Origin of the sequence: Mesorhizobium sp. ISC11, from assembly GCF_037162595.1 — a bacterium.
Taxonomy (GTDB): Bacteria; Pseudomonadota; Alphaproteobacteria; order Rhizobiales; family Rhizobiaceae; genus Mesorhizobium; species Mesorhizobium ciceri.
Map to the genome: position 1 here is coordinate 4,530,262 of NZ_JAVSPW010000001.1, position 26,556 is coordinate 4,556,817.

Annotated in this window: 21 protein-coding genes; 10 read left to right on the forward strand and 11 right to left on the reverse strand. The window is 64.4% G+C overall.

The genetic code is table 11. The annotated features are described in order from the left end of the window. Nucleotides 1-65: 65 nt before the first annotated feature. Entirely contained in the window at nt 66-1,808 is a 1,743-nt protein-coding gene (locus tag RPF88_RS22030; protein WP_337123206.1) for a hydantoinase B/oxoprolinase family protein, read from the reverse strand. A gap of 1 nt (nt 1,809) precedes the next feature. Then, the gene (locus RPF88_RS22035; RefSeq protein WP_337123207.1) at nt 1,810-3,894 is read right to left on the reverse strand and encodes a hydantoinase/oxoprolinase family protein; all 2,085 of its coding nucleotides are present in this window, start codon (nt 3,892-3,894) and stop codon (nt 1,810-1,812) included. Nucleotides 3,895-4,115: 221 nt separating this feature from the next. Here RPF88_RS22035 and RPF88_RS22040 point away from each other — a divergent pair, with 221 nt between their 5' ends. The 5 genes from RPF88_RS22040 to RPF88_RS22060 all read left to right on the forward strand — a co-directional run bounded on the left by RPF88_RS22040 (nt 4,116) and on the right by RPF88_RS22060 (nt 10,570). Next, complete coding sequence (locus RPF88_RS22040) at nt 4,116-4,943, forward strand: ferredoxin--NADP reductase (protein ID WP_013528564.1); 828 nt, start codon at nt 4,116-4,118, stop codon at nt 4,941-4,943. A 151-nt stretch (nt 4,944-5,094) separates the two neighbouring features. Beyond that, complete coding sequence (deoC, locus tag RPF88_RS22045) at nt 5,095-6,144, forward strand: deoxyribose-phosphate aldolase (RefSeq protein WP_024502140.1); 1,050 nt, start codon at nt 5,095-5,097, stop codon at nt 6,142-6,144. 70 nt (nt 6,145-6,214) lie between these two features. Then, a complete protein-coding gene (locus RPF88_RS22050; RefSeq protein ID WP_337123208.1) occupies nt 6,215-8,587 on the forward strand; it encodes an aldehyde dehydrogenase family protein in 2,373 nt (790 codons plus the stop codon). Nucleotides 8,588-8,773: 186 nt separating this feature from the next. After that, entirely contained in the window at nt 8,774-9,505 is a 732-nt protein-coding gene (locus RPF88_RS22055; RefSeq protein ID WP_013528567.1) for an SDR family oxidoreductase, read from the forward strand. Between the two features lie 219 nt (nt 9,506-9,724). After that, nucleotides 9,725-10,570: a fumarylacetoacetate hydrolase family protein gene (locus RPF88_RS22060; protein ID WP_024502142.1), complete on the forward strand. Its 846-nt coding sequence runs from the start codon at nt 9,725-9,727 to the stop codon at nt 10,568-10,570. A 165-nt stretch (nt 10,571-10,735) separates the two neighbouring features. Here the strand turns inward: RPF88_RS22060 and RPF88_RS22065 are convergent, their stop codons facing one another. From RPF88_RS22065 to RPF88_RS22095, 7 genes are all read right to left on the reverse strand, one after another. Beyond that, a complete protein-coding gene (locus RPF88_RS22065; protein WP_337123209.1) occupies nt 10,736-11,734 on the reverse strand; it encodes an ABC transporter ATP-binding protein in 999 nt (332 codons plus the stop codon). 15 nt (nt 11,735-11,749) lie between these two features. Further along, nucleotides 11,750-12,805: a Gfo/Idh/MocA family protein gene (locus RPF88_RS22070; RefSeq protein ID WP_224674745.1), complete on the reverse strand. Its 1,056-nt coding sequence runs from the start codon at nt 12,803-12,805 to the stop codon at nt 11,750-11,752. Between the two features lies 1 nt (nt 12,806). Continuing rightward, complete coding sequence (locus tag RPF88_RS22075) at nt 12,807-13,274, reverse strand: DUF4304 domain-containing protein (RefSeq protein ID WP_337123210.1); 468 nt, start codon at nt 13,272-13,274, stop codon at nt 12,807-12,809. After that, nucleotides 13,271-14,110 carry a carbohydrate ABC transporter permease gene (locus tag RPF88_RS22080; RefSeq protein ID WP_064992751.1) on the reverse strand — a complete coding sequence of 280 codons (840 nt, stop codon included), beginning with the start codon at nt 14,108-14,110 and terminating at the stop codon, nt 13,271-13,273. The genes RPF88_RS22075 and RPF88_RS22080 overlap by 4 nt, the downstream gene beginning before the upstream one ends. A gap of 10 nt (nt 14,111-14,120) precedes the next feature. After that, the gene (locus RPF88_RS22085; RefSeq protein ID WP_013528573.1) at nt 14,121-15,050 is read right to left on the reverse strand and encodes a carbohydrate ABC transporter permease; all 930 of its coding nucleotides are present in this window, start codon (nt 15,048-15,050) and stop codon (nt 14,121-14,123) included. Between the two features lie 244 nt (nt 15,051-15,294). Next, entirely contained in the window at nt 15,295-16,554 is a 1,260-nt protein-coding gene (locus RPF88_RS22090; protein WP_013528574.1) for an ABC transporter substrate-binding protein, read from the reverse strand. Nucleotides 16,555-16,556: 2 nt separating this feature from the next. Next, nucleotides 16,557-17,516, reverse strand: coding sequence for an N-acetylmuramic acid 6-phosphate etherase (locus RPF88_RS22095; RefSeq protein WP_027161162.1), 960 nt, complete (start codon nt 17,514-17,516; stop codon nt 16,557-16,559). Nucleotides 17,517-17,715: 199 nt separating this feature from the next. Here RPF88_RS22095 and RPF88_RS22100 point away from each other — a divergent pair, with 199 nt between their 5' ends. The 5 genes from RPF88_RS22100 to RPF88_RS22120 are packed head-to-tail and all read left to right on the forward strand — an operon-like array spanning nt 17,716 to nt 23,694. Next, nucleotides 17,716-18,597: an N-acetylglucosamine kinase gene (locus RPF88_RS22100; RefSeq protein WP_337123211.1), complete on the forward strand. Its 882-nt coding sequence runs from the start codon at nt 17,716-17,718 to the stop codon at nt 18,595-18,597. After that, complete coding sequence (locus tag RPF88_RS22105; protein ID WP_063169682.1) at nt 18,594-19,376, forward strand: GntR family transcriptional regulator; 783 nt, start codon at nt 18,594-18,596, stop codon at nt 19,374-19,376. The genes RPF88_RS22100 and RPF88_RS22105 overlap by 4 nt, the downstream gene beginning before the upstream one ends. Nucleotides 19,377-19,393: 17 nt before the next feature. Then, nucleotides 19,394-20,428 (forward strand): SIS domain-containing protein, encoded by a 1,035-nt coding sequence (locus RPF88_RS22110; protein ID WP_337123905.1) that lies wholly within the window; start codon nt 19,394-19,396, stop codon nt 20,426-20,428. Then, nucleotides 20,425-21,603, forward strand: coding sequence for an N-acetylglucosamine-6-phosphate deacetylase (nagA, locus tag RPF88_RS22115; RefSeq protein ID WP_337123212.1), 1,179 nt, complete (start codon nt 20,425-20,427; stop codon nt 21,601-21,603). Before RPF88_RS22110 ends, nagA begins: the two co-directional genes overlap by 4 nt. A 51-nt stretch (nt 21,604-21,654) precedes the next feature. Further along, on the forward strand, nt 21,655-23,694 hold the full coding sequence (locus RPF88_RS22120) for an ABC transporter ATP-binding protein/permease (protein ID WP_013528580.1): 2,040 nt from the start codon (nt 21,655-21,657) through the stop codon (nt 23,692-23,694). A 27-nt stretch (nt 23,695-23,721) separates the two neighbouring features. Here RPF88_RS22120 and RPF88_RS22125 read toward each other — a convergent pair whose 3' ends face one another. Both RPF88_RS22125 and RPF88_RS22130 read right to left on the reverse strand, forming a co-directional pair. Further along, on the reverse strand, nt 23,722-25,236 hold the full coding sequence (locus RPF88_RS22125; RefSeq protein ID WP_337123213.1) for a malonate--CoA ligase: 1,515 nt from the start codon (nt 25,234-25,236) through the stop codon (nt 23,722-23,724). Between the two features lie 177 nt (nt 25,237-25,413). Continuing rightward, nucleotides 25,414-26,154 carry a GntR family transcriptional regulator gene (locus RPF88_RS22130; protein WP_024502152.1) on the reverse strand — a complete coding sequence of 247 codons (741 nt, stop codon included), beginning with the start codon at nt 26,152-26,154 and terminating at the stop codon, nt 25,414-25,416. Between the last annotated feature and the right edge of the window lie 402 nt (nt 26,155-26,556).

A 26,556-nucleotide genomic window follows, 5' to 3' on the forward strand; every position in this document is an offset into this window, starting at 1 on the left:
ACGGAAACGACATGCGCTGCGGCGATCGCGGCGCGGCGAGCAGACCAGTCGAGCGCGGTGATGTGTTAGCCGACGCGCTGCTTGTCGGTGGCCGTCTGGTCGATGGCCAACTCCCCGGCCGAGAGGACAACGCCAAACTTCTCGGTGGCTTCCTCTGATGTGTAGTACCCCAGCGCCACGTCGCGCAGCACAAGATCGGCATCGCGCTGCAGCGGATCACCATAGCCGCCGCCGCCCGGCGTACCGACGCGCACGCGGTCGCCGGCTTTCAGCGCGATATCCTGTTCCTTGGACAAATGCGGCGGCACGTGTTCCTCGCCGTTGCGGAAGACGGTCACCGTGTTGACGGCGCCGTCCTTGCCGCCAAGCGCGCCCTGCGGGCCGAACCGGCCATGGTCCATGACGAAGGAAGCGCGGGCGTCGCCACGCAGGATTTCCACCTCATAGGCGAGGCCGAAACCGCCGCGATGCTTGCCGGCGCCGCCGGAGCCTTCACGCAAGGCGTAGTGGCGGTAGAGCACCGGGAATGCCTGTTCCATGATCTCGACCGGCGGCGACTTGGAGATGCCGATGGTCGAGCAGCCATTGGTCAGGCCGTCATGGCCTGAATTGCCGCCATAACCGCCGCCGGAGATCTGGTACATGACGTAGTCGCGGCCGCGTGCCGGGTCGTTGCCGCCGAGTGCGAAATTGCCGCTGGAACCGGCGGGTGCGGCGGTCACCTTGTCCGGCAATGCCTGTACCATCGCCGCGAATACCGCCTCGGCGATGCGCTGCGACACCTCGGCGGCGCAGCCCGAGACGGGGCGCGGATATTTGGCGTCGAGGAACGTGCTTTCCGGCCGCTTGACGATCAGGGGTTCAAACGCGCCGGCGCTGATCGGCACATCCGGGAAAATGTGGCGCATGGCGAGATAGACCGAGGATAGGGTCGTCGCCAGCACGCTGTTCATCGGCCCGGCGCAGGGCTTTGACGAACCGGTGAAATCGAAGGTCAGCGTGTCGCCCTGTTTTTCGACGGCGAGCGCGATGATCAGCGGCTCGTTGACCACCCCATCGGAATCGACAAACGCCTTCGAATGGTAGGTCCCGTCGGGAATGGCTGAGATGTTGGCGCGCATCTGTTCGGCCGCGCGGCGGCGCAGTTCGGCGATCGCCTCTACAACCGTTTCATCCCCGTAACGATCCAGGATTCCATTCAGCCTGTCCCGACCGATCAGCAGTGCGGCGGCCTGGGCCCTGATATCGCCGATGCGCTGGTCGGCGACGCGGATGTTGGAGCAGATGATGGCGTAGATTTCCGGATCGAGCACGCCCTTCTTGAACAGTTTTACGGGCGGCAGTCGCAGGCCTTCCTGCTCCACGGCAGTCGCCGAGGCTGAAAATCCGCCCGGCACCGAGCCGCCAATGTCGGGCCAATGGCCGGTGTTGGATAGCCAGCAGAAAATCTTGCCGTCCCGGTAGACCGGCATGGCGAAGCGCACATCCATCAGATGGGTGCCGCCGAGATAGGGGTCGTTGACGACGTAGATGTCGCCTGGTTCCGGCGGCAGGCAACGGCCGTCGGCGATCATCTCGATCACCGTCCTGGTCGAATACTGCATGACACCGACGAACACCGGCAGGCCCTGGCTGCCTTGCGCGATCAGCGAACCGTCGACAGCCGAATAGATTCCGTCGGAGCGGTCATTGGCCTCGGCGATGACAGGCGAGAAGGCGGCGCGTGAGAAGGTCAGGTCCATCTCGTCGCAGACCTGCTGCAGGGCCGCCTGGAGGACCGAAAGGGTGATGGCGTCGAGCTTTGCCATATCAGGCCTCACCAATGTCGATGATGATGTTGCCGTCAGCGTCGCTGCGTGCGCGGTCGCCGGGTTCGAGCACGGTGGTGGCATCCATCTGTTCGAGGATCGCCGGGCCTTCGATGATAGCATCGAGCGGCAGCTTTTCACGCGCATATACGGGCGTGTCGTGCCAACGGCCGGCATACCAGACCGGCCGGATTTCGCGCCGCGCCTCGTCCAGCGTTGCTGCGCGCCCCTCCGGATCGATCAGGCGCGACAGATCGATCGCCAGACGCACGCCGGTGACCGATGTATTGAGATTGACGAGATTGGCTCGGATTTCCGGCAGCTCGACCTTGAAGCGGGCGAAATAGGCCTTTTCGAAAAGCTGCTGCAGCGTTGCCCGGGTCACCGAGGAGGACGGCAGCGCCACGTTGATGATGTGGGTCTGGCCGACGAACTGCATGTCGGCGGAGTGGGTGACGCGGATCGTCTCCGGCTTTACCGCTTCCTTGCCGATCAGTTCCTCGCCTTCGTTTCGGTGCCGTTCCAATACCGCGTGAAGATGCGTTTCGTCGAGCACCGACACCGGCTGGTTGATGGTGTTGACGAAGTCGTGGCGCAGGTCGGCAACGACGCAGCCGAGCGCATTGGTGATGCCTGGACGCGCGGGCACCAGCACCTTGGGCAGGCCGAGTTCGCGCGCCAGGGCAGTCGCATGCAGCGGCCCGGCGCCGCCGAAGGCGAACAGCGCGAAATCGCGGGGGTCATGACCGCGTGACACCGACACCATGCGGATGGCGCCGGCCATCTTCATGTTGCCGAGCCGCAGCACCGCGCCCGCCGCCTCGACGCCGGACAGGCCGGTCGGCTTGCCGATTTTCTCCTCGAAGATGCCGGTGACGCGCTCTGATGTGACCGGGTTTTCGACTGCCAGCAGCTTCTTCGGCGCCAGCCGGCCGAGCACCAGATTGGCGTCGGTGATGGTCGGCTCGAGGCCGCCGCGCCCGTAGCAGATCGGGCCGGGATTGGCGCCGGCGCTTTCCGGGCCGATCTGGATCAGGCCGGCCGCATCGACGCGGGCGATCGAGCCGCCGCCGGCGCCGACCGTGTGCACCGCCACCATCGGCACATGGATCGGCATGGCATATTCGATCTCGATCTCGTTCGAGACAGCCGGCTCGGCATTGCGGATCAGCGCCACGTCGGTCGAAGTGCCGCCCATGTCGTAGGTGACGAGGTTTTCGAAGCCGGCACGTTTTCCGGTATAGGCGGCGGCGATGACGCCGGAGGCCGGGCCGGACATCACAGTCTTGGCCGATTCTCGTGTGACGAAGCGGGCCGAGATCATACCGCCATTGCCGTTCATGATCAGGAAGTCGCGGGCATAGCCTTTTGCAGCCAGTTCCTTGCGCAGCCGCTCGACATAGCGCTCGAGGATCGGCTGCACCGAGGCGTTGACCGAAGCGGTGACGCCGCGCTCGAACTCGCGCGCCTCCGACAGCAGCGCATGGCCTGCCGTGATGTAGCCGTTCGGCCAGAGCTCGGCGGCAATTTCGGTGGCGCGCCGCTCGTGCGCCGGATTGGCGTAGGAATGCAGGAAATGGATGACGAGGGATTCGCAACCGGCCGCGATCAGCGTCTGCACCGCCTCGCGCATTTCGGCCTCGTCGAGCGGTGTGCGTATCGCACCCGACGCCTCGACGCGCTCCGACACTTCGAGCCTGAGATTGCGCGGGATGATCGGCACGAAGCTGCCGGTCATGCCATAGGCCTGCGGCCGCGTGCGCCGGCCAAGCTCGATCACGTCGCGAAAACCGCGCGTGGTGATCATGCCGGTTTTCGCCAGCCGGCGTTCGAGCACCGCATTGGTGGTGGTGGTCGTGCCATGCACGATGAGGTCGATGCCGTCGATCGGAAATCCGGTGGCGCCGAGCGCCGAAACGACACCGAAGGCCTGGTTGTCGACCGTGGTCGGCGTCTTGGCCAGATACACCCTGCCGCCATCGCTTCCGTCGATCAGGAGCAGGTCGGTGAAGGTGCCGCCGACATCGATACCGGCAACGACATTTCCCTGGGGAACGCGCGCTTGCGCCGAAATATTCTCTTCCATCGTCGAAACCCGAAATGCGCGGACTACGGATATGCGTCAGTTTGGAAAGCTGTTTTAAGGGAGCATCTTGACGCAAATATCGTTTGTATACTAATAAATTCCGGACACAAGAGCTTGCCGCTTTGGAGTGTGCGAACAGCACGCCGGGACCTGAATGGTCCGGGCGCGCAGGTGAAGGTTTGGCGCCCGCGTCCGTGAGCTGGGCCAGAAGGTTGGATTTGATGAACACCACATCCGCTCTCAACACCGTCGGCGCCCGACCGCTGCAGTTCCCGATTCCGGCCAATGTCTATGCCGAAACCGTGGTCTCGGTGAAGCACTACACCGACCGGCTGTTCTCGTTCCGCATCACCCGTCCGCAGTCGCTGCGCTTCCGCTCCGGCGAGTTCGTCATGATCGGCCTGCCCAATGCAGAGAAGCCGGTGTACCGCGCCTATTCGGTGGCGAGCCCGGCTTGGGACGAAGAGCTGGAATTCTTCTCGATCAAGGTGCCGGACGGCCCGCTGACTTCGGAGCTGCAGAAGATCCAGGTCGGCGACACCGTCATCATGCGCCAGAAGTCGACCGGCACGCTGGTGGTCGACGCGCTGACGCCGGCCAAGCGGCTGTTCATGATCTCGACCGGCACCGGCATCGCGCCCTTCGCCAGCCTGCTGCGCGACCCCGACACCTACGAAAAATTCGATCAACTGATCCTGACCCATACCTGCCGCGACAATGCCGAGCTGACCTATGGCCAGGAGCTGGTCGCAGCACTTGAAAGCGACCCGCTGATCGGTGAACTGACCACTGGGCGCGTCACGCTCTACAATTCGACGACCCGCGAGGAATCGGCACGCATGGGCCGCATCACCGCGCTGATCGGCTCCGGCAAGTTCTACAGCGATCTCGGCATCGACAAGCTCAACCCGGCAACCGATCGGATCATGATCTGCGGCTCGATGCATATGCTGAAGGACGTCAAGGAACTGGCCGAAAGCCTCGGCTTCGAGGAAGGCTCGCTGAGCCATCCGGCGACTTTTGTCGTCGAGCGCGCCTTCGTCGGCTGAGCCGCACCAACATCTCGAGTCTACGCTTTTGACCGCACGGTCAAAAATTGCTGCTTTCGCCGCCTTTTTCGGTTATGACCGCCCGCAGGACTCGTGAAGTACGGCTTCACGGGCTATCTTCGGCACACGTCGCTGAATGAAAGGGCAGGAGATGAGCAGCACAATCCGCGAAGCCGATGTCGGCTCGTCCAAGGTGACGCCGCTGCCGGCGCGTGCCGCCGCCAATACAGCCGTTCCACCGGACCATCGCGTTGCGCGCAACCCCGGCATGAAGCTCGACCTTGGCTTCATGGAATCGGTGCGCAGCGTCAATCGCTCGGCGCTGGAACGGCGCGTCGCCAGCCTGACCAAGCGGCGCTCTATCAAGGCCGACAATCAGGCCGCCTGGCTGCTGCGCGCCGTCGCCTGCATGGATTTGACGACGCTGAATTCCAACGACACCGAGGAGCGCGTGCGCCGGCTTTGCGCCAAGGCGATCAATCCGTTCCGCCGCGACATTGTCGAGGGCCTCGGCATATCAGGTGAAACCATCCGCCCGGCCGCCGTCTGCGTCTACCACCCCTTCGTTGCCACCGCCGTCGATGCGGTGCGCGGCACTGGCATCCATGTCGCCGCCGTCTCCACCGCCTTTCCGCATGGCCTGGCGCCGCTGTCGACCCGTTTGCAGGAGATCGAGGCCTCGGTCCGTGACGGCGCCGACGAGATCGACGTCGTCATCCCGCGCGGCCTGGTGTTCGGCGCCAAGTGGCGGGAGCTTTACAATGAGATCGTCTCGATGCGCGCCGCCTGCGGTGATGCGCATCTGAAGGTCATCCTCGGCACCGGCGACCTCGCCACGCTGCGCAATGTCATGCTGGCCTCGATGGTGGCGATGATGGCGGGCGCCGATTTCATCAAGACCTCGACCGGCAAGGAAAGCGTCAACGCGACGCTGCCCGTCGGCCTCGCCATGGTGCGTGCCATCAGGGCCTATTTCGAGGAAACCGGCTATCTCATCGGCTTCAAGCCGGCCGGCGGCATTTCCACGGCCAAGGCCTCGCTCGACTGGCTGGTGCTGATGAAGGAAGAGCTCGGCCGGCCATGGCTGGAGCCGGACCTGTTCCGCTTCGGCGCGTCTAGCCTCTTGACCGACATCGAGCGCCAGCTCGAGCACCATCTGACCGGACATTATTCGGCCAATCATCGCCACGCGATGGCGTGAGCCTTTACCCCCACCCCGATCGGCTTTTGCCGATCGACCCTCCCAGGCGGGAGGGTGAAGGAGGCACCTGATGAACATTCTCGACCGCTACCACGCCATGGAGTACGGCCCGGCACCGGAGGCCCGCAACGAGGCCGACGCCTGGCTTGCCGCGCGCGATTTCGGCAAGGCGCTGTTCATCGGCGGCGACTGGAAAGCCGCTGCCGGCGGCAAGACCTTCGAGACCAGCGAGCCGTCTTCCGGCAAGCTGCTGGCCGAGGTCTCGGACGCCAATGCCGCCGATATCGACGCGGCGGTTGCGGCCGCCGCCAAGGCGCTGCCGAAGTGGTCGGCAGCCTCAGGCTATCAGCGTGCCAAGGTGCTTTATGCCATCGGCCGCGCCATGCAGCGGCATCAGCGCCTGTTCGCGGTGCTTGAGACCATCGACAACGGCAAGCCGATCCGCGAAAGCCGCGATATCGACGTGCCGCTGGCGATCCGCCATTTCATCCACCATGCCGGCTGGGCGCAGGCGCTGGACAGGGATTTCCCCGGCCATAGGGGTGTCGGCGTCGTCGGCCAGATCATCCCGTGGAACTTTCCGTTGCTGATGCTGGCCTGGAAGATCGCGCCGGCGCTCGCCGCCGGCTGCACCGTGGTGCTGAAGCCGGCCGAGTTCACGCCGCTGACCGCCATCCTGTTCGCCGAGATTTGCGAGCGTGCCGGCGTGCCGAAGGGCGTCGTCAACATCGTCCAGGGCGGCCCTGAGGCCGGCGTCGCCATCGTCAACCATCCCGGCGTCCAGAAGATCGCCTTTACCGGCTCTTCCGAGGTCGGCAAGATCATCCGCAAGGCCACCGCCGGCTCGGGCAAGAAACTGTCGCTGGAGCTCGGCGGCAAATCGGCTTTCATCGTCTTCGAGGATGCCGATCTCGACAGCGCCGTCGAAGGCCTGGTCGACGGCATCTGGTTCAACCAGGGCCAGGTCTGCTGCGCCGGTTCGCGGCTCCTGGCGCAGGAAGGCATAGCCGACGCCCTGATCGCCAAGGTCAAGACGCGGATGAGCCGGCTGCGCGTCGGCAGCCCGCTGGACAAGAACACCGATATCGGTCCGCTCGTCGATCTGACCCAGCTTGACCGCGTCAAGGGCCTGGTTGCCGAAGGCGCCAGACAGGGCGCTGTCTGCTGGCAGCCGGATGCCGCGCTGCCGTCCTCCGGCTACTACCATCTGCCGACGCTCGCCACAGGTGTTTCGCCGGCTAACATATTGGCGCAAGAAGAGGTGTTCGGCCCTGTTCTGGCGACCATGACCTTCCGCAACACCGAGGAAGCGATCGAGCTCGCCAACAACACGCGCTATGGCCTCGCCGCCTCGGTGTGGAGCGAGAACGTCAACCTTGCCCTGCACGTCGCGCCCCAATTGAAGGCCGGCGTGGTCTGGGTCAACGGCACCAACATGTTCGACGCCGCCTGTGGCTTCGGCGGCTACCGCGAGAGTGGTTTCGGTCGTGAGGGCGGGCGCGAGGGCATGTTCGAATATCTCACGGCAAAATTGCCGCTCGGCCCGGTCATCAAGCCGGCGACGATGTCGGCGCAACCGGTCGAGCAGGCCGACGGCGCGGCAATCGACCGCACGGCAAAGCTGTTCATCGGCGGCAAGCAGGTACGGCCGGACGGCAATTATTCGCTCGCCATCGCCACCGCCAAGGGCAAGCTTGCCGGCGAAGTTGGGCTCGGTAGCCGCAAGGATATCCGCGATGCCGTCTCCGCCGCCCGCGGTGCCAAGGCCTGGCCGGAGGCGACCGCCTATAACAGGTCCCAGGTGCTCTATTATCTGGCCGAGAACCTTTCCGGCCGCGCCGGCGAGTTCGCCGCCCGTCTCACCGAATTGACCGGCGCTACGCCCAAGGCCGCGCGGGAAGAGGTAGAACAATCCATCGAGCGCCTGTTCCTCTATGCCGGTCTGGCCGACAAATTCGAGGGCCGCGTGCACCAACCGCCCGCGCGTGCCGTGACATTGGCGCTGCACGAGCCGGTCGGCGTCGTCGGCATCGTCGCGCCGGATGCCTCGCCGCTGCTCGGCCTGATCTCGCTGATTGCACCCGCACTCGCGATGGGCAACACCGTGGTCGCAGTGCCGTCGGAGCGCTACCCGCTGCTGGCGACCGATCTCTACCAGGTCATCGAATATTCCGACATTCCCTCAGGCGCCATCAACATCGTCACCGGTCGCAGCGCCGAACTCGCCGGCGTGCTGGCCAAGCATGACGATGTCGACGGGCTTTGGGTGTTCGCCGATGCCGAGACCTGCGCCAAGGCGGAAGCCGAGTCCATCGGCAACCTCAAGCGCGTCTGGAGCGGCAATGGCCGCGGCATCGACTGGGCATCCGACCAAGCCGCCGGCGACGCCTTCCTGCGCCGCGCCGTCGAGGTCAAGAATGTCTGGGTGCCTTACGGCGATTGATGGCCTGCCGGTACTGTTCAGATCGTGTTCGGGCTTGACGCCCGGACAGATGTTCTTTAACGAGAAAAAACATCTTTATCAGTGAACGGTCAACGGCGCAGGCTGCACGATCACGCGTGACTGGCACATGACGCCTTGGCCAGCCGCAGGTAGACCCGGACTATCCCAGCGGACGAGGAGAACAGCATGGCGGATCTGGCAGGCAAGGTCGTTGTCGTCACGGCAGCGGCGCAAGGGATCGGCAAGGCGAGCGCACTGGCCTTCGCAAAAGCCGGCGCCATCGTCTACGCCACCGACATCAACGAGACGCTGCTGGCGGAACTCGCCAAGACGCCAGGGATCAAGACCCGCAAGCTGGACGTGCTCAACGACGAAGCCGTCAACGCCGCCTTTGCCGAGATCGGTGTCGTCGACGTGCTGTTCAATTGCGCCGGTTTCGTCCATTCGGGCTCGATCCTGGAGATGAAGGACGGCGACCTCGATTTCGCGCTGAACCTCAATGTCCGCGCCATGATCCGCACCAGCCGGGCCGTGCTGCCCGGCATGCTGGAACGCGGCGACGGATCGATCATCAACATGGCCTCGCTGGCCAGTTCCACCAAGGGCGTGCCCAACCGCTTCGTCTATGGCCTGACCAAGGCCGCGGTCATCGGCCTGACCAAGGCGATAGCCGCCGACTATGTCGGCAAGGGCATACGCTGCAACGCCATCTGCCCCGGCACGGTCGAGAGCCCATCGCTGCAGGACCGCATGCACGCGCAAGGCGACTATGATGCCGCCCGCGCCGCCTTCATCGCCCGCCAGCCGATGGGCCGGCTCGGCACGCCGGAGGAAATCGCCGATCTGGCCGTCTACCTGGCCGGCGCCACGTACACGTCCGGGCAGGCCTACAATATCGACGGCGGCTGGTCGATCTGACTGCGGAAATCTTGCGTGGGCCGGACGATCTGGCCCGTTGCCGGCGTTTAACAGGGGATCGAACAGTCTGAAAATCCCGCGCGCCGGCTATCTTGTATGGCGATCGCGCTTGTCCGGAGTCAGGTCGGTGGGTACGGTCCGCCGGTTCCTTGAAGGAGCAATCGCCTTGGCGGAAAGTTTGCAAAAGGCCACGAGGCCGCAATCAGGAGAAGGATTTAGATGAAACTGCTGCGCTATGGCGAGGTGGGAAGCGAACGTCCCGGCCTGCTCGATGCGGATGGAACGATCCGTGATCTCTCCGCTCACGTCACCGATATCGGCGGCAAGGCACTCGATCCGGCATCGCTGGCAGCACTCGCCAAGCTAGATCCGAAGTCGCTGCCGGCGGTTTCCGGCAGCCCGCGCCTCGGCGCCTGCGTTGCCGGCACGGGCAAGTTCATCTGCATCGGCCTGAACTATTCCGACCACGCCGCCGAGACCGGCGCCACCGTGCCGCCGGAGCCGATCATCTTCATGAAGGCAAGCTCGGCCATTGTCGGGCCGGATGACGACGTGCTGATCCCCCGCGGCTCGGAGAAGACCGACTGGGAAGTCGAGCTGGCCGTGGTCATCGGCAAAACCGCCAAATATGTCAGCGAGGCCGATGCGCTCGACTATGTTGCCGGCTATAGCGTTGCCCACGACGTCTCCGAACGCGCCTTCCAGGCCGAGCGCCAGGGCCAGTGGACCAAGGGCAAGAGCTGCGACACCTTCGGCCCGACCGGCCCATGGCTGGTGACCAAAGACGAAGTGGCCGACCCGCAGAACCTCAAAATGTGGCTGACCGTCAACGGCAAGACGATGCAGAACGGCTCGACCAAGACCATGGTCTATGGCGTCAAGTATCTGGTTTCCTATCTCAGCCAGTTCATGTCGCTGCACCCCGGCGACATCATCTCCACCGGCACGCCGCCCGGCGTCGGGCTGGGCATGAAGCCGCCGGTGTTCTTGAAGGCCGGCGATGTGGTTGAACTGGGCATTGAAGGCCTGGGGCAGCAGAAGCAGACGTTCAAGGCGGACGTTTAGGCAGTACATTTCGGGGTCAGCGCTGCCCCCTCATCCGGCCGCTTCGCGGCCACCTTCTCCCCGCTGGGGAGAAGAGACTGGCGTCGGCGCTGACAATCTCCTCTCCCCTCGGGGAGAGGTCAGTCGAGCGAAGCGGAGGCTGGGTGAGGGGGCTGCGCCGCCGCGCTACTTCAGCACCTTCCCATCAACCCCAAACCGATACGTCTTCGCCGGATCCGGCGTCGCATACAGCGTGGCACCCGGCTCGGCATCGTACACCCCAAAAATCCGCACGGTGATCAGCCCGGCCTTCTCGCAGTCGAGATAGAGGTTGGTGTCGGCGCCGAGATGCTCGGCGTGCACCACCGTTCCCTTCCAGGAGCCGGATTTCGGATCGACGGTCAGATGTTCCGGCCGCACGCCGATTGTCCTGGCGGTTTCGCCGAGACGGGCGCCGTCGACGAAATTCATCTTCGGTGAGCCGATGAAGCCGGCGACGAACTCATTTGCCGGCGAATTATAGAGCTCCATCGGGCCACCGATCTGCTCGATTTTCCCTGCGTTGAGCACCACGATCTTGTCGGCCAGGGTCATCGCCTCGACCTGGTCGTGGGTGACGTAGATCATCGTCGCCTTCAGCCGGCGGTGCAGCTGCGCGATCTCCAGCCTTGTGTTGACGCGCAGTGCCGCATCGAGGTTGGACAATGGCTCGTCGAAGAGAAACAGCTTCGGCTCGCGCACCACGGCGCGGCCGATGGCGACGCGCTGACGCTGGCCGCCGGAGAGTTCGGCCGGCCGCCTTTCGAGATAGGGCTCGAGCGACAGCATCGACGAGGCGATGCCGATGCGGCGCTCGATCTCCGGGGCGGGCGTGCCGGCCTGCTTGAGGCCGAGGCCCATATTGTTCTTCACCGTCAGATGCGGATAGAGCGCATAGGTCTGGAACACCATGGCGATGCCGCGCTTGGCCGGCGGCGTGGCCGAGACGTCCGCGCCGTCGATGACGACGCGGCCCGAAGTCGAGTCCTCCAGTCCGGCGATGACCCTGAGCAGGGTCGACTTGCCGCAGCCGGACGGCCCGACGAAAACGACGAACTCGCCGTCGTTCACTTCGAGGTTGATGCCCTTCAGCACCTCGACCGGCCCAAAGGCCTTCTTCACGTTCTCGATGTTCAGCGAGCCCACGGCTTCGTCCCTGTTCTAGAGTTTGACGGCGGCGCCGCTGCGCACGCTCTCGTCGGCTGCAAGGCAGACGGCGAGCGATTTGACCGCGTCGTCCATGTGTTTGGCGAGGTCCAGATCCTCGCGGATTGCCTTCAGCACGAAGGCCTGTTCGAGGTCGCAGAGGTCCTGATGGCCGGGTTCGCCTGCCATCGACAGCATTTCGTCGGCCTTGAGAAACTTGCCGTCCGCGTCGGTCGCCGCATTGTGCAGGCGGATGGTCGAGGTCTTGGTGTGGGTGTCGATGTCATCGGACTTCACACCTTCCTTCATGACGATCGACACGCAGCCATTGGGCGAGATGACGTCCTTCACGAAGAAGGCGGTTTCCGAAATCATCGGCCCCCAGCCGGCCTCATACCAGCCGACCGAACCGTCATCGAACAGCACCTGCAAGTGGCCGTAATTGTACATCGAGGGCGCGACCTCGTCGGTCAGCCGCACGCCCATGCCGCGCACTTCCACGGGCTTCGCATCGGTGATCTGCAGCATGACGTCGAGATAGTGCACGCCGCAGTCGACGATCGGCGAGGTCGTCTGCATCAACTGCTTGTGCGTCTCCCAGGTATGGCCCGAGGATTGCTGGTTGAGGTTCATGCGGAAGACGTAGGGGCCGCCGAGCTTGCGCGCTTCGGCGATGAGCCGGATCCAGGACGGGTGATGGCGCAGGATGTAGCCGATCACCAGCTTCCTGCCGTTGGCCTTGGCCGCCGCGACGACGCGCCTGGCATCGGCCACCGTCGTTGCCAGCGGCTTTTCGACGAAGACGTGGCAACCGGCCTCGAACGCCTTCACCGCATAGTCGGCATGGCTATCGGAATAGGTGGCGATGCAGGCGACATCGGGCTTTTCGTCACGCAATGCCTCGTCGAAGGAGCGCCTGATGCCGTAACCCGACAGCCCGTCCGGCAGCGGCACGTCGGAGCGATTGATCAGCGCCGCGATCTGGAAACCTGGATTGGTATGGTAGGCCAGCGCATGGCTGCGACCCATATTGCCGAGGCCGGCGACGACGACACGCAGGGGTTGGGCCATTTCAATTCGCCTTTTCTTGACTGCGGGCTGCGAGAGCCACCATCACCTGTGGCTCACATTCATCTGCGACCCGCAGGGCTGCTTCTTCGCTGTCACACCGGGACAAAAGTCGAAAGCCATAGGCATCAACTCCGTCCTTGACCAGTGAAAGCCTCTGATCATCAGGCAAGGGATGCTCAAGGTTGAGCGCCTGCTCGAACGCTTTCGACTGCTCGTCTTCCATCTGGGAATTGACGCGCCAACGAATGTGACAATTGTATTCCTTCGGCCGGCGCTCCGGCCCAAGCCGTGCAAACCAGACAGCAGCGTTGATATAGAATTGCGGACCCCAGGAAGACTTCTGAAGGTTCAGCACACAGATCGTCTCCGGCCACTCTCGGTAGAAATTTTTGGCGCGAACGCCCCGGAATCCATAGTGGCTCGCTGTCTCGACGAGGGCCTGTACGATAGCTTCTTCCCCGCCGCTCACTTCACCGCTCCGGAAGTAATGCCGCGGATCAACTGCCGCGAGAAGATGACGTAGAGGATAAGCACCGGCATGATCGCCAGCGACAGCGCCGCCAGGATGGCGTTCCAGTTGGTGACGAACTGGCCGAGGAAGAGCTGCGCGCCGAGCGTCACGGTCTTGGTGTCCTCCGACGGCGCCAGGATCAGCGGGAACCACAGGTCATTCCAGATCGGGATCATGGTGAAGACGGCGACGGTTGCCATCGAGGGCCTGACCAGCGGCAGCACCAGGCGGAAGAAGATGGTGTATTCCGACAGGCCGTCGATGCGGCCGGCATTCTTCAGATCGTCGGACACCTGCTTCATGAACTCCGACAGGATGAACACGGCAAGCGGCAGGCCTTGCGCGGTGTAGACCAGGATCAGCGCCGTCAGCGTGTTGACCAGCCCGCTCGCCACCATCAATTGCAGGATGGCGACGGTGCCCAGCCGGATCGGGATCATGATGCCGAGCGCCAGATAGAGCCCCATCAGCGAATTGCCGCGGAAGCGGTATTCCGACAGCGCAAACGCTGCCATGGCGCCGAACAGGAGCACGAAGAACAGCGAGGCGACAGTGACGACGAGGCTGTTCTGGAAATAGTGGAAGAAGTCGCCCTGGCCGATGACGGTGGTGTAGCCGATCAGGTCGAAGGTCTTTGGCGTCGGCGGCGTCAGCGGCGCGCCGAAGATGCCGGCGCGGGACTTGAACGAGTTCATGATCACCAGGATCACCGGAAACAGCGCGATCACCGTGTAGGTCAGCAGGATCGCATGGGCGCCGATGGTGCGGGGCACGGAACGGGTGGCGGTGCTCATCTCTCGGCCCTCAGAACTGGTAGCGACGCAGGCGCGTCTGGACGAGAAAGAGATAGACGCAGACACCGCCGAGGATGATCAGGAACATCATCGTGGCGATCGCTGCGCCCATATTGGGGTCGCCGACCTGCAGCTGGAAGCCGAAGAAGGCGCGGTAGAGGAAGGTACCGAGAATGTCGGTCGAATAGTTCGGCCCGGCGAGCGCGCCTTGCGCGGTGTAGATCAGGTCGAAGGCGTTGAAATTGCCGACGAAGGTGAGGATCGAGATGATGCCGATCGACGGCAGGATCAGCGGCAGCTTGATCTTCCAGAACTGCGCCAGGCCGGTGATGCCATCGCATTCGGCGGCCTCGATCACCTCTTCGGGGATCGACAGCAGGGCGGCGTAAATCAGCATCATCGGGATGCCGACGAACTGCCACACCGAAATCAGGCTGAGTGCGGTGAGCGCATATTGTTCCTTGCCGAGCCATGGCGTGAACAGGCTTTTCAGGCCGACGAGATCCATCAGATGCGGCGCTACGCCCCACAACGGGGACAGGATCAGCTTCCAGGCGAAACCGACGATGACGAAGGACAGGATGGTCGGCACGAAGATCGCCGTGCGGTAGAAGGCCGCGAACCTCAGTCTCGGGCTGGACAGAAGCGCGGCCAGCATGACGCCGATCGGGTTCTGCACCAGCATGTGGATGATGAAGAACCAGGTGTTGTTCCTCAGCGCGTTCCAGAAACCCACCGACCAGTTGGGATCGCCGAACAGCATGCGGAAGTTTTCCAGCCCGACGAAGACCTGGTGCTGCTCGATGTTGCGGAACAGCGAGAGCTGCAGCGTGCCGGCGAGCGGCAGGATCATGATTGCCGTGTAGACAAGCACCGCCGGCGCCAGGAAGACGCCTATATGCCAGCGGAACGGTCTTTTCGGTCTGATATCTGCGGCCATGAGTTCGGTCCCCGCCGTCTCTCGGTTCCAAAGGGTATCGATCTAGATGATGCCTCGATGCACGGCCCGACCATTCCTGCCGATGCGGCAGGAACAAAGGCCTGCGACTGATCAGCTAGCCTTCCCCGAAGAGAGGGTAAGGCCGGGAGGCGGTGCCGACAATCGCAATCTGAATAGGCGCACTTTGAATGAGGTAGTCCGGAACCGGCCAGGCGTGCGCCGGCCGGTTCCATTACCTGAGCTCTTACTTGGCCGGATGGTACCAGCTGTCGAGGCCGGTCTGCAGCTTCTTGGCCGCCGCTTCCGGCGTATCGGTGCCGTTGATGACGTTGGCCGATTCAACCCAGGTCTCGTTCTCGAGGTTCGGCGTGCCGCGCGACAGGATCTGGTAGGTCGAGCGGATCGTCGACTTGCACTTGCCGCGCCAGGAGACGAATTCCTGCGCCAGCGGGTCTTCCATCTTCACCGGCGAGGAGTTCAGGCTGAAGAAGCCCGGCAGTGCGTTGGCGTAGATGGTGGCGAAATCCGGCGAGGCGACCCAGGACAGGAAGGTCTTGGCCGCATCGGCGTTCTTCGAAGCCGCATTCAGGCCCATGCCGATATCGGTATGGTCGGAGATGTAGCAGGTGTCGCCGGCCTTCTCGACCGGCGGCGGGAAGGCGCCCATCTTGAACTGCGCCTGGGTGTTGAACAGGCCGATCTCCCACGAGCCGGCCGGGTAGATGGCGGCGCGGCCGAGCGTGAACAGGTTCTGGCTGTCCGGATAGGTCTGCGCCTCGAAGCCATCGCCGAGATAAGGCTTCCACTTGGCCAGTTCCTCATACGGCGCGACCCAGTCCTTGTCGGTCAGCTTCTGATCGCCCTTGATCAGCGCCGCGCGGCCGTCCTCGCCCTTCCAGTAGTTGGGGCCGATGTTCTGGTAGCCCATGGTCGCGGCTTCCCAGAGATCCTTGGTGCCCATCGCCATCGGGATGTAGGTGCCGTCGGCCTTGATCTTGTCGAGCGCGGCGAAGAACTCGTCGCGGGTCTCCGGCACCTTGATGCCGAGCTTGTCGAAGGCGTCCTTGTTGTAGATGAAGCCGTGGATGACCGAGGCCATCGGCACGCAGAAGCTCGCCTTGCCGTCGTCGGTCTGCCAGGCGGACTTGGCAACCGGCGAAAAGTTCTCCATGCCGGGCAGCGCCGAGAGATCGGCAAGGTTGCCCTTCTTGAACAGCTCAAGCGACTTGTCGAACGGGCGGCAGGTGATCAGGTCGCCCGCCGAGCCGGCGGCGAGCTTGGCGCCGAGCGCGGCGTCATATTCGGTCGGAGCCGAGGGTGCGAACACGACCTTGATGCCCGGGTTCTTGGCTTCGAAAGCCGGGATCAGCTTGTCCTTCCAGATGGCAAGGTCGTCGCCGCGCCAGCTTTCGATGTTGAGCGTTACGTCGTCGGCGTGAGCCAACCCGGCCGAGCCGAGAATGCTGGTGCCCAAAAGCAGTGCCGTCAGTAGTTTCGTTGTCATGCTCAGTCTCCCTGTTGACCTTTTTCAGGTTCGGTTTTGATGAGAACAGAGGCTTTTGAGCCCTTGCTCCCCTCTATAGCGGAAAGGGCCGGCCGCAACTTCTGGCCGGCCTCTTCCAGTATCTTCTGCGCCGCGTCAGTGCTGTCGGCGCCGGCGGCGAGCAGAATGGCGGTCTTGACCGCGCCGCCGCTCTTTTCGAGCAGGCGGGCCGCTTCGTCCGTGCCGCGCCCGCTGACGGCGGCGACGATGCGCGCCGCGCGGTCGCGCAGCTTGATGTTGTCGGCCATGAGATTGACCATGTAGCCGTCATGCACATGGCCGAGATGGATGGCGGTCAGCGTCGACAGCATGTTGAGCGCGATCTTCTGGGCAGTGCCGGCGCCCATGCGCGTGGAGCCGGCGATCAGTTCCGGCGGCGTTTCGAGCAGGATGGCGGTTTGTGCCTGGCGCAGCAGCGCAGAGTCCCTGTTGTTGGCGATGCCGATGGTGGCAGCGCCGCGGCGGGCAGCCTCCTCGATGGCCCGCACGGCATAGGGCGTCGTGCCGCTGGCGGAAATGGCGATCAGGCAGTCGCCCTTGCCGAGGCCGGCCTCGGCGACCGCTGCCGCGGCTTCCTCGGTATCGTCTTCCGGCCCGCCGGCCAGCGTGCGGAAAGCGTCGTCGCCGCCGGCGATCAGGATGGCGATGCGGTCGCGGTGAATGCCGAAGGTGCCCGGCAGCTCCAGCGCATCGGCCAGTGCCATCAGGCCTGAGCTGCCGGCCGCGGCGTAGGCAAGCTTGCCCCCGCTCTTCAGCCTGCCGGCGATGATCTCGGCGGCCCTGGCGATGGATGGAATGGCATGGCGCACCACCTTGGCGGCTTCGATCTGCGCATCGGCCAAATAGGAAAGGATGGCGTCCGGAGGCTGGATATCCAGCCCCTCGGCATTTTTGTGAAGCGCTTCGGTGCGCGTTTCGGCCATCCCGGTTCCTCCAATACCAGAACAATACCAAAAAAATACCACTTGTCCACACGCATTAACGAATTCGCGGGCCGGAAATCGCTGAGCCGCCGAAATACGCAGATTTTTCAATAAAATACGGCTTAAACTTTTTGAAACGGAAATTAACCCTTGGCTATTGGTATTTTATTGGTATTATCCGCCCGGAGGAGAAATCAACGTGAATTTCGTGCTCGGAATCGATGGCGGCGGCACCAGCTGCAGGGCCGCCCTGGCAACGGCGGACGGCACGGTGATCGGCCGCGCCAAAAGCGGCGCCGCCAACATCCGCACCGACCTGACCGGCGCTCGCTCGAACATCGTCGAGGCCGCCAGGCAGGCGTTCCTCGTCGCCGGGCAGGATCCGGAACTGATCCCGCGAACGCCCGCAATTCTCGGCCTTGCCGGCGCCAATGTCGGCACCTACCGGCAGCAGCTCGAGGCGATCCTGCCATTCAGCATCAGCCGCGTCGAGACCGACGCCGAAATCGCGCTGGAAGGCGCTGTCGGCTCCGGTGACGGCGCCATGGCGATCCTCGGCACCGGCACCGCCTATATGGCGCGCAGACAAGGCAAATCGCGCGCCATCGGCGGCTGGGGCTTCCAGGTTGGCGACCAGGGCAGCGGCGCCCGTATCGGCCGCGACCTGCTCGAACAGACACTGCTTGCCTATGACGGCGTCCGCGCGGGCTCGCCGCTGACGCAGAGCATGCTGGCCGTCTTCCGCAACAACCCGGAGGATGTCGTCGAATTCACCACCAATGCCAAGCCCGGCGATTTCGGCGGCTTCGCACCCAAGGTGTTCGAACACGCCGAGAAGGGCGACAGCGTCGCCAACTGGATCCTCGACAGGGTGGTTGCCGATGTCGAAGCCTCGCTCGGCGCGCTCGACCTTGCCGACGACGCGCCGCTGTGCCTGCTCGGCGGGCTGGCGCCGCTCTACGCGCCGCGCCTGTCTGCCCGCTACCGGGCGCTGCTGAAGCCGCCACTCGACGACGCGCTGGGCGGCGCGGTGCAGATGGCGGTTCGCCTCCTTGCCGGACACGCGGAGGCAACTCGATGAGCGAGGCCGCCGACCAGATCTTCGCCACGCTGAAACATCAGGCGCAAAGCGGCGCGCCGCTTTATCTGCAGCTGCGCAAGAGCATCGAGGACGCGGTCAACCGCGGCCTGATCGGGCCGGGCGACGCGCTGCCCTCCGAGCGCGACATCGCCACCAAGGCCGACATTTCGCGGGTCACCGTGCGCAAGGCGGTGCAGGACCTGGTCAAGGGCGGCATCCTGGTGCAGCGCCACGGCTCCGGCACCTTCGTGGCGCCGCGCATGGAGCGTGTCGAACAGTCGCTGTCGCGGCTGACCTCGTTTACCGAGGACATGGCGCGGCGCGGCATGGTGGTGCGTTCGGCATGGCTCGACCGCGGCCTTTACGCACCTTCGCCCGACGAAATGATGGTGCTCGGCCTGTCGTCGAACGAACTGGTGGCGCGCGTGGCGCGCCTGCGCATTGCCAACGACACGCCGCTGGCGATCGAGCGGGCCTCGCTGTCGGCCAGCGTGTTGCCCGACCCGGCCGACATAGGCTCCTCGCTCTATGCCGCGCTGGAATTGACCGGCAATCGGCCGGTGCGGGCGGTGCAGCGCATTTCCGCCGCCAATCTCGGCGACAGCGACGCGCGCCTGCTCGAAGTGCCGCCAGGCATTGCCGGCCTGCACATCGAACGTATTTCCTATCTGGCGAGCGGCAAGGTGATCGAATTCACCCGCTCTATCTACCGGGGCGACGCCTATGATTTCGTCGCCGAACTGCGGCTGACAGGGCCGAGCGAAGAGGGCCGACCATGAGCACGACAGAGCCGACCATGTCGACAGAGATGACCCATATGCGGCGCGAGATCGAGGAGGTCCCGCAGGCCGTCGCCCGCCTGCTCGACGGCTCCGGCGCCGTGCTGACCGAAGCCGGGCGCGACATCCGGGAACGCGACCCGCAGTTCGTCGTCACCGTGGCGCGCGGCTCGTCCGACCATGCCGCCACCTTCATGAAATACGCCGTCGAGCTGACCGCGGGCCTGGCCGTCGCATCGGTCGGGCCGTCGATCGCCTCGATCTATGGCCGCAAGCTCAGGCTCGCCGGCTCGGCCTGCCTGGCGATCTCGCAGTCGGGCAAGAGCCCCGACATCGTCGCCATGGCCGAAACCGCGCGGGCGGGAGGCGCGCTGACCGTCGCCATCACCAACACCGCCGATTCGCCGCTGGCGCGTGCCTCGGACTATGCGATCGACATCCTGGCCGGCCCCGAGCGCAGCGTCGCGGCCACCAAGACCTTCATCAATTCGGCCGTCGCCGGCCTCGCTCTGATGGCGCATGCCACCGGCGACGATGCGCTGCTGGCGGCGCTTGCCCGCCTGCCAGAGCATTTCGGCAAGGCGATCGCCTGCGACTGGATGAGCGTGCTCTCTGAGACGATCGAGAAGCAGAAGTCGTTGTTCATCCTCGGCCGCGGACCGTCGGCGGCGATGGCCAATGAGGCTGCGCTGAAATTCAAGGAGACCTGCGGCATGCATGCGGAAGCCTACAGCGCCGCCGAGGTCATGCATGGCCCGCTGGCGCTGGTCGGCCCCGATTTTCCGGTGCTGGCGCTGGCCGCGCGCGACGCGTCCGAACCGTCGATTGCCGAGGCCGCCGACAGCCTGGCGGCCAAGGGCGCGCCGGTGTTCGTCACCTCGGCACTTGCCCAACGCGCCGTGCGCCTGCCGCATGTCGCCACAGGCCATCCACTGACCGATCCGCTGACGCTGATCGTCTCCTTCTACATGTTCGTCGAGGCGTTTGCCCGCCATCGCGGTCTCGACCCGGACACGCCGCGCAATCTTCGCAAAGTGACGGAGACCGTATGAGCAATCGCTTTGCCCTGACTGGCGCCCGGATTTTCGACGGCGACGATTGGCATGAAGGCCACGCGCTGGTCGTGCGCGACGGTCTCGTCGAGGCCATTTTGCCCACGGGCGCCGTCCCCTCGGACATCGCCCTCGTCGACGCCGGTGACGGCCTGCTGGTGCCGGGCTTCGTGGACCTGCAGGTCAATGGCGGCGGCGGCGTCATGCTCAACGACCATCCCGATGTCGCTTCCATCGAGACCATCTGCCGCGCGCACGCGCCCTTCGGCACGACGGCGCTGCTGCCGACGCTGATCACCGACACGCCTGCAATCACGGCCGCCGCTGTCGCCGCCGGCGAGGCGGCGGCGCGCCAGAAGGTGCCTGGCTTTCTCGGGCTGCATCTCGAAGGCCCGCATTTGTCGGTCGCCCGCAAGGGCGCGCATGATCCGGCGCTGATCCGGCCGATGACGGATGCCGACCAGGCGATGCTGATCGCGGCGCGGCAAAAGCTGCCGGTGCTGCTGACCACCATCGCGCCCGAATCCGTCGAGCCGGCTCGCGTCGCGGCGCTGACTAAGGCCGGCGTCATCGTCAGCCTTGGCCATTCCGACACCGGCTACGCCACCGCCAGCGCCTTTGCCGCGGCGGGCGCCTCGATGGTTACCCACCTGTTCAATGCGATGAGCCAGATCGGCAATCGCGAGCCTGGCCTGGCGGGCGCCGCCATCGACATCGGCACCTTGTCGGCCGGTCTCATCGCCGACGGCATCCATGTCGATCCGGCCACCATCAAGATCGCACTGCGCGCCAAGCAGGGGCCGGCCAGGATCGTTCTGGTCACCGACGCCATGGCGACAATCGGCACCGACATGACGTCGTTCACGCTCAACGGCCGTACCATCTATCGCAGGCATGGCAGCCTGCGGCTCGGCGACGGAACGCTGGCGGGCGCCGATCTCGACATGATCTCGGCCATTCGTTTCACCCACCGCGTCATCGGGGTCGAGCTTTCCGAGGCCTTGCGCATGGCTTCGCTCTATCCGGCGCAAGCAATCGGCCAGTCGCACCGGCTTGGCCGATTCGCCAACGGCACGGCTGCGGATATTGTCGCGCTGTCGGACGATCTCGACCCGAAGGGCGTCTGGATCGGCGGCGAAAAGGTTTTTGGAGCCGGCTCCGGCACTGCGCATTGATATCGGCTGTCGTCGTGAAACCTTTTGATTTTGAGGTCGTTGTCGGAGCGTATGTCCGAGGCGAAACCCAAATTGAAACAGGCCGACGGCATCAAACCGCGCGGTGCCTTGAAGCCGCGACAGCAAGCGCCGCGTGACCACAGGCCGCGCCACGAGGATCTGCGCGAAAAAAAACCGCCGACTGCCGAAGCTGCCCCCGAGGTCGACGGCCAGCCGGGACCGCCACCGGAGGCTGTCGAGCCGGATCCGCAACTGACGCCCGAAGAAGCCGAGCAGGCGCGCCGGAAATACCTGCTGCGGCGTTTCTGGATCAGCGGGCGCGGCTACTGGGCCAGGCGGGGCGATGGGCTTGCCTGGCCGCTCACGATCGGGCTGTTGATCCTGATCTGCGTCAATGTCGGCTTTCAGTACGGGATCAACGTCTGGAACCGCTCCTTCTTCGACGCTATCGAGCAACGCAACGTCCACACCGTCTATGTGCTTAGCGCCATATTCCTGCCGCTCGTCGCTGGAAGCGCGGGCCTTGTGGTCGCGCAGGTCTATCTGCGCATGACGATCCAGCGCCGCTGGCGTTCCTGGCTGACCACCGCCGTCATCGCACGCTGGCTTGCCAATGGCCGCTACTACCAGTTGAATCTCGTCGCCGGCGACCACTCGAACCCCGAAGCCCGCCTCACGGAGGATCTGCGGATCGCCACCGAGTCACCCGTCGATTTCATCTCCGGCGTCCTCAATGCGTTCCTGTCGGCCTCGACCTTCATCGTGGTGCTGTGGACGATCGGCGGCGCGCTCACTTTGCCGATCGGTGGCGAAAACCTGACCATTCCCGGCTTCCTCGTCATCACCGCAGTCATCTATGCCGCCATCACCTCCACGTCGATGGTGGTCATCGGCCGGCATTTCGTCCGCCTCTCCGAGCAGAAGAACCAGGCGGAAGCCGAATTCCGCTACACGCTGACGCGGGTACGCGAAAACGGCGAGAGCATCGCATTGCTCGGCGGCGAGGAGGAGGAGCGCAGCGGCATCGACAGGAATTTCGGTCATGTGCTCAGGCAATGGGCGCTGCTGACGGGCCAGCACATGCGCACGGCGCTGGTGTCGCAGGGGTCGAGCCTGTTTGCGCCGGTCGTGCCGGTCCTGCTTTGCGCGCCGAAATTCCTCGAAGGCTCGATGTCGCTCGGACAGGTGATGCAGGCTGCCTCCGCCTTCGCCATCGTGCAGGGCGCGTTCGGATGGCTGGTCGACAACTACCCGCGTCTTGCCGACTGGAACGCCTCGGCGCGACGCATCGCCTCGCTGATGATGTCGCTCGACGGGCTCGAGCGTGCGGAGCAGAGCGACGCGCTCGGACGCATCCAGCACGGCGAAACCGAAGACGGTGCGATGCTCAGCCTCGACGATCTCTCCGTCACGCTCGACGACGGCACCTCCGTGGTCAAGGAAACCGAGGTTGCGATCGAACCGGGCGAGCGTGTGCTGGTGGCTGGCGAATCCGGCTCGGGCAAGTCGACGCTGGTGCGGGCCGTTGCCGGCCTGTGGCCGTGGGGCGGCGGCAGCGTCAATTTTCACGCCGACAGGCGACTGTTCATGCTGCCGCAACGCCCCTACATCCCCTCGGGCACGCTTCGCCGCGCGGTCGCCTATCCCGCGGCCGCGGACAAGTGGACGATCAAACAGATCAAGGCCGCCCTCGACAAGGTCGGCTTGGCCTATCTTGCCGAAAGGATCAAGGAAGAAGCGCCATGGGACCAGACGCTGTCGGGCGGCGAAAAGCAGCGTCTCGCTTTCGCGCGCCTGCTGCTGCACCGCCCCGATATCGTCGTGCTGGATGAAGCAACGTCGGCGCTCGACGAGAAGAGCCAGGACGCCATGATGGCGACGGTGATCCGCGAATTGCCCGATGTCACCATCATCAGCGTGGCGCACCGTGCCGAGCTGGAAGCCTTCCACAGCCGCAAGATCACCCTCGAACGGCGCGAGGGCGGCGCCAAGCTTGTCAGCGACATCAACCTCGTGCCGCGCAAGCGCAACCTGCTGAAGCGCGCCTTGTGGGGCTCCGGCAGTCGGGTCGAAAGGGCGCGCAAGGAGTAAGGCGCCGCTGCCCCGGGCACCGCGCAACTATGATGCGTATATGTCCTTGTAGGTGTCGCGCAGCAGGTTCTTCTGTACCTTGCCCATGGTGTTGCGCGGCAGTTCATCGACGAAGATCACGCGCTTCGGATGCTTGTATTTCGCCACCCGTCCGGCGATGGCGCCGAGAATTTCGGCACCGGTGATCCGCGATGACGGCGCCCGCACGACGACGGCGGTGACGCCTTCGCCGAAATCCGGATGGGCAACGCCGATGACGGCGCTTTCGCTAACCCCGTCGAGCGCATCGATCTCGCTTTCGAGCTCCTTCGGGTAGATGTTGTAGCCGCCCGATATGATCAGGTCCTTGCCGCGGCCGACGATGTGGACATAACCGTCGGCGTCGATCGTGCCGAGATCGCCGGTGATGAAAAAACCGTCGGCGCGGAATTCCGCCTTGGTCTTCTCCGGCATGCGCCAATAGCCGTCGAAAACATTTGGGCCCTTCACCTCGATCATGCCGACCTCGCCCTGCGCAAGCGCTGCGCCGCTGTCTGGATCGGCGATGCGAAGCGTGACGCCGGGCAAGGGGAAACCGACGGTGCCGGCGCGCCGCTCGCCCTCATAGGGGTTCGAGGTGTTCATGTTGGTCTCGGTCATGCCGTAGCGTTCGAGGATCGCGTGGCCGGCGCGCTCGCGCCAGGCCTTGTGCGTCTCGGCCAGCAGCGGCGCCGACCCGGAAATGAACACACGGATGTTTTTCGCCGCCTCATGGTCCAGCCCCTCATGCTGCAGCAGGCGCACGTAGAAGGTCGGCACCCCCATCAGGGCCGTGGCACGCGGCAGCAGCGAGACGATGCGGGCCGGATCGAACTTCTGCTCGAACAGCATCGAGGCGCCGGCCATCAGGACGACGTTGGTGGCGACGAACAGGCCGTGCGTGTGGAAGATCGGCAATGCGTGGATCAGCACGTCGTCTCCGGTGAAACGCCAGTGCTCGACCAGCACGCGCGCGTTCGAAGCAAGGTTCTCGTGGCTGAGCATGGCGCCTTTCGAACGACCGGTGGTTCCCGACGTGTAGAGGATTGCCGCGAGGTCATCCGACCCGCGCGCCACATCATGAAAATCCGTCGGCAGCCGCGAGGCCTGCTCGGTCAGCGATCCCCGGCCATCGCGGCCGAGCGTGACGGTGACGGCGCCCGTCTTTTCCGCCAGCGCGCCGATGTCGGCCGCTCTTGCCGGATCGCAGACGACCAGGCGTGGTTCCGCGTCGCCGAAGAAATACTCCAGCTCAGCCAGCGTGTAGGCGGTGTTGAGCGGCAGGAAGACGGCGCCGGCGCGCAGGCAGGCGAGATAGAGCATGACCGCTTCCGGGCTCTTCTCGACCTGCACGGCAACGCGGTCACCGGGCTCGACATCCAGTTGCAGGAGCGCATGCGCAAGCTGCGCCGAGCGGGCCAGCATATCGCCATAGGTGATCGAGCGGCCATCATCGGTTTCCATCAGCAAGCGCGCTGGCTTAGGCATCCGGGACCGGAACGCATCGAACAGATGATTGCTCATGAAGACTTCCCTGGGGTGCTGCGGCGCTGAGCATGCGCCTGTCGCGGCATGCCTCGGCGGCGAGAGTTCGCGGTTCTTGGCCGCGCCGTCAAGCCCGCCGACAGCGGTTCACGCCGGTCGCGCCGACGCAGGTTGCGTGCAAGAAACGAGCACAAGAGACCCGCCAGGAAACGACTGCTATCGCCGAGCGCGTTTGCCGGCGATTTCTTTCGTTTCCTCGTCCTGCTCGAAGCGCTTCATGCACATGGCCGCAGTCAACCGGTAGTGGTTGAGCAGGGCCTCGACGGCACCGTCGGCATTACCGTCGAGGGCACATTCGGCGATCAGACGATGCTCGCCGAAATCGTCGCGCTGGACGCCTTCGCCATCATTGGCCATTTGCCGGTAGCGATAGGCGTGATCGGAGAGCTGGTCGCAAAAGCCCACCAGCCATTGCGACCGGCAGGCCGAAATCAGCACCCTGTGGAAGATGCGATGCAGCCTCTCCCAATCGGGATTGAGCGAGAAGAGATTCTGCGGTGCCAGACGTGACGCGCGTCCCAGGCGATGCAGCGCCAGCACGAGCTGTTCTTCCCATTCGGCGGTGCGGTGGGTGATGGATTCGCGAAGCGCTCGCTCCTCGAGCCAGCAGCGGGTGCGCGTCAGCTCCTCGAGTTCCGAGGCGCTGACCGGCATGATGAAGAAGCCGCGCTGGTCGTGCCGGCCGAGAAGCCCTTCCGAGGCGAGGCGATTGAGGGCTTCGCGGACAGGCGAGGCGCCGGCTCCATATTTGGAGACCACCCACTCGACCCGCAGCTTGCTCTCGGCTTCAAGGACACCGCCGAGAAGATCGTCCCGCAATTGCTGATAGACCGTAGTGGCAAGCGTGCTCTTCGGTCCGGCAGCGTCGTCGTTCAGATTGGCAGCTCCGTATGTCAAAGCGACTCCTTGTCCCCAGGACTTGTCCCGGGCGATTCGAGTCCGAAAGCATTCGCCTTCTCGTACTTGTACCATACAGCGCGAAGATTCGCCTGCTCAAGCAGAAGATCACGTTATTGTACTTTAGCACAAAGGAATATGCGGCATTTCGGAGTTCAGTGCTGTAATTCCGCGCTTTTTCACAACCTGCGGGCACTTAACATGTTTTGTATGCACGCAGGAGAATCTGTTCTTTTTGTTCTTTTGTATTCGCGCGAGATCAACTGTCTGCTTTGGGCATAGACGACGGAGCTGAAAACCGAATCAGGCAATCGCTCACATCCGATGCCGTTGCCCCAAAAGCTTCACAAACCCGCCCGGCACCAGAACCTTAGCCGGCATGCAGGACTGACGCGGGAACAC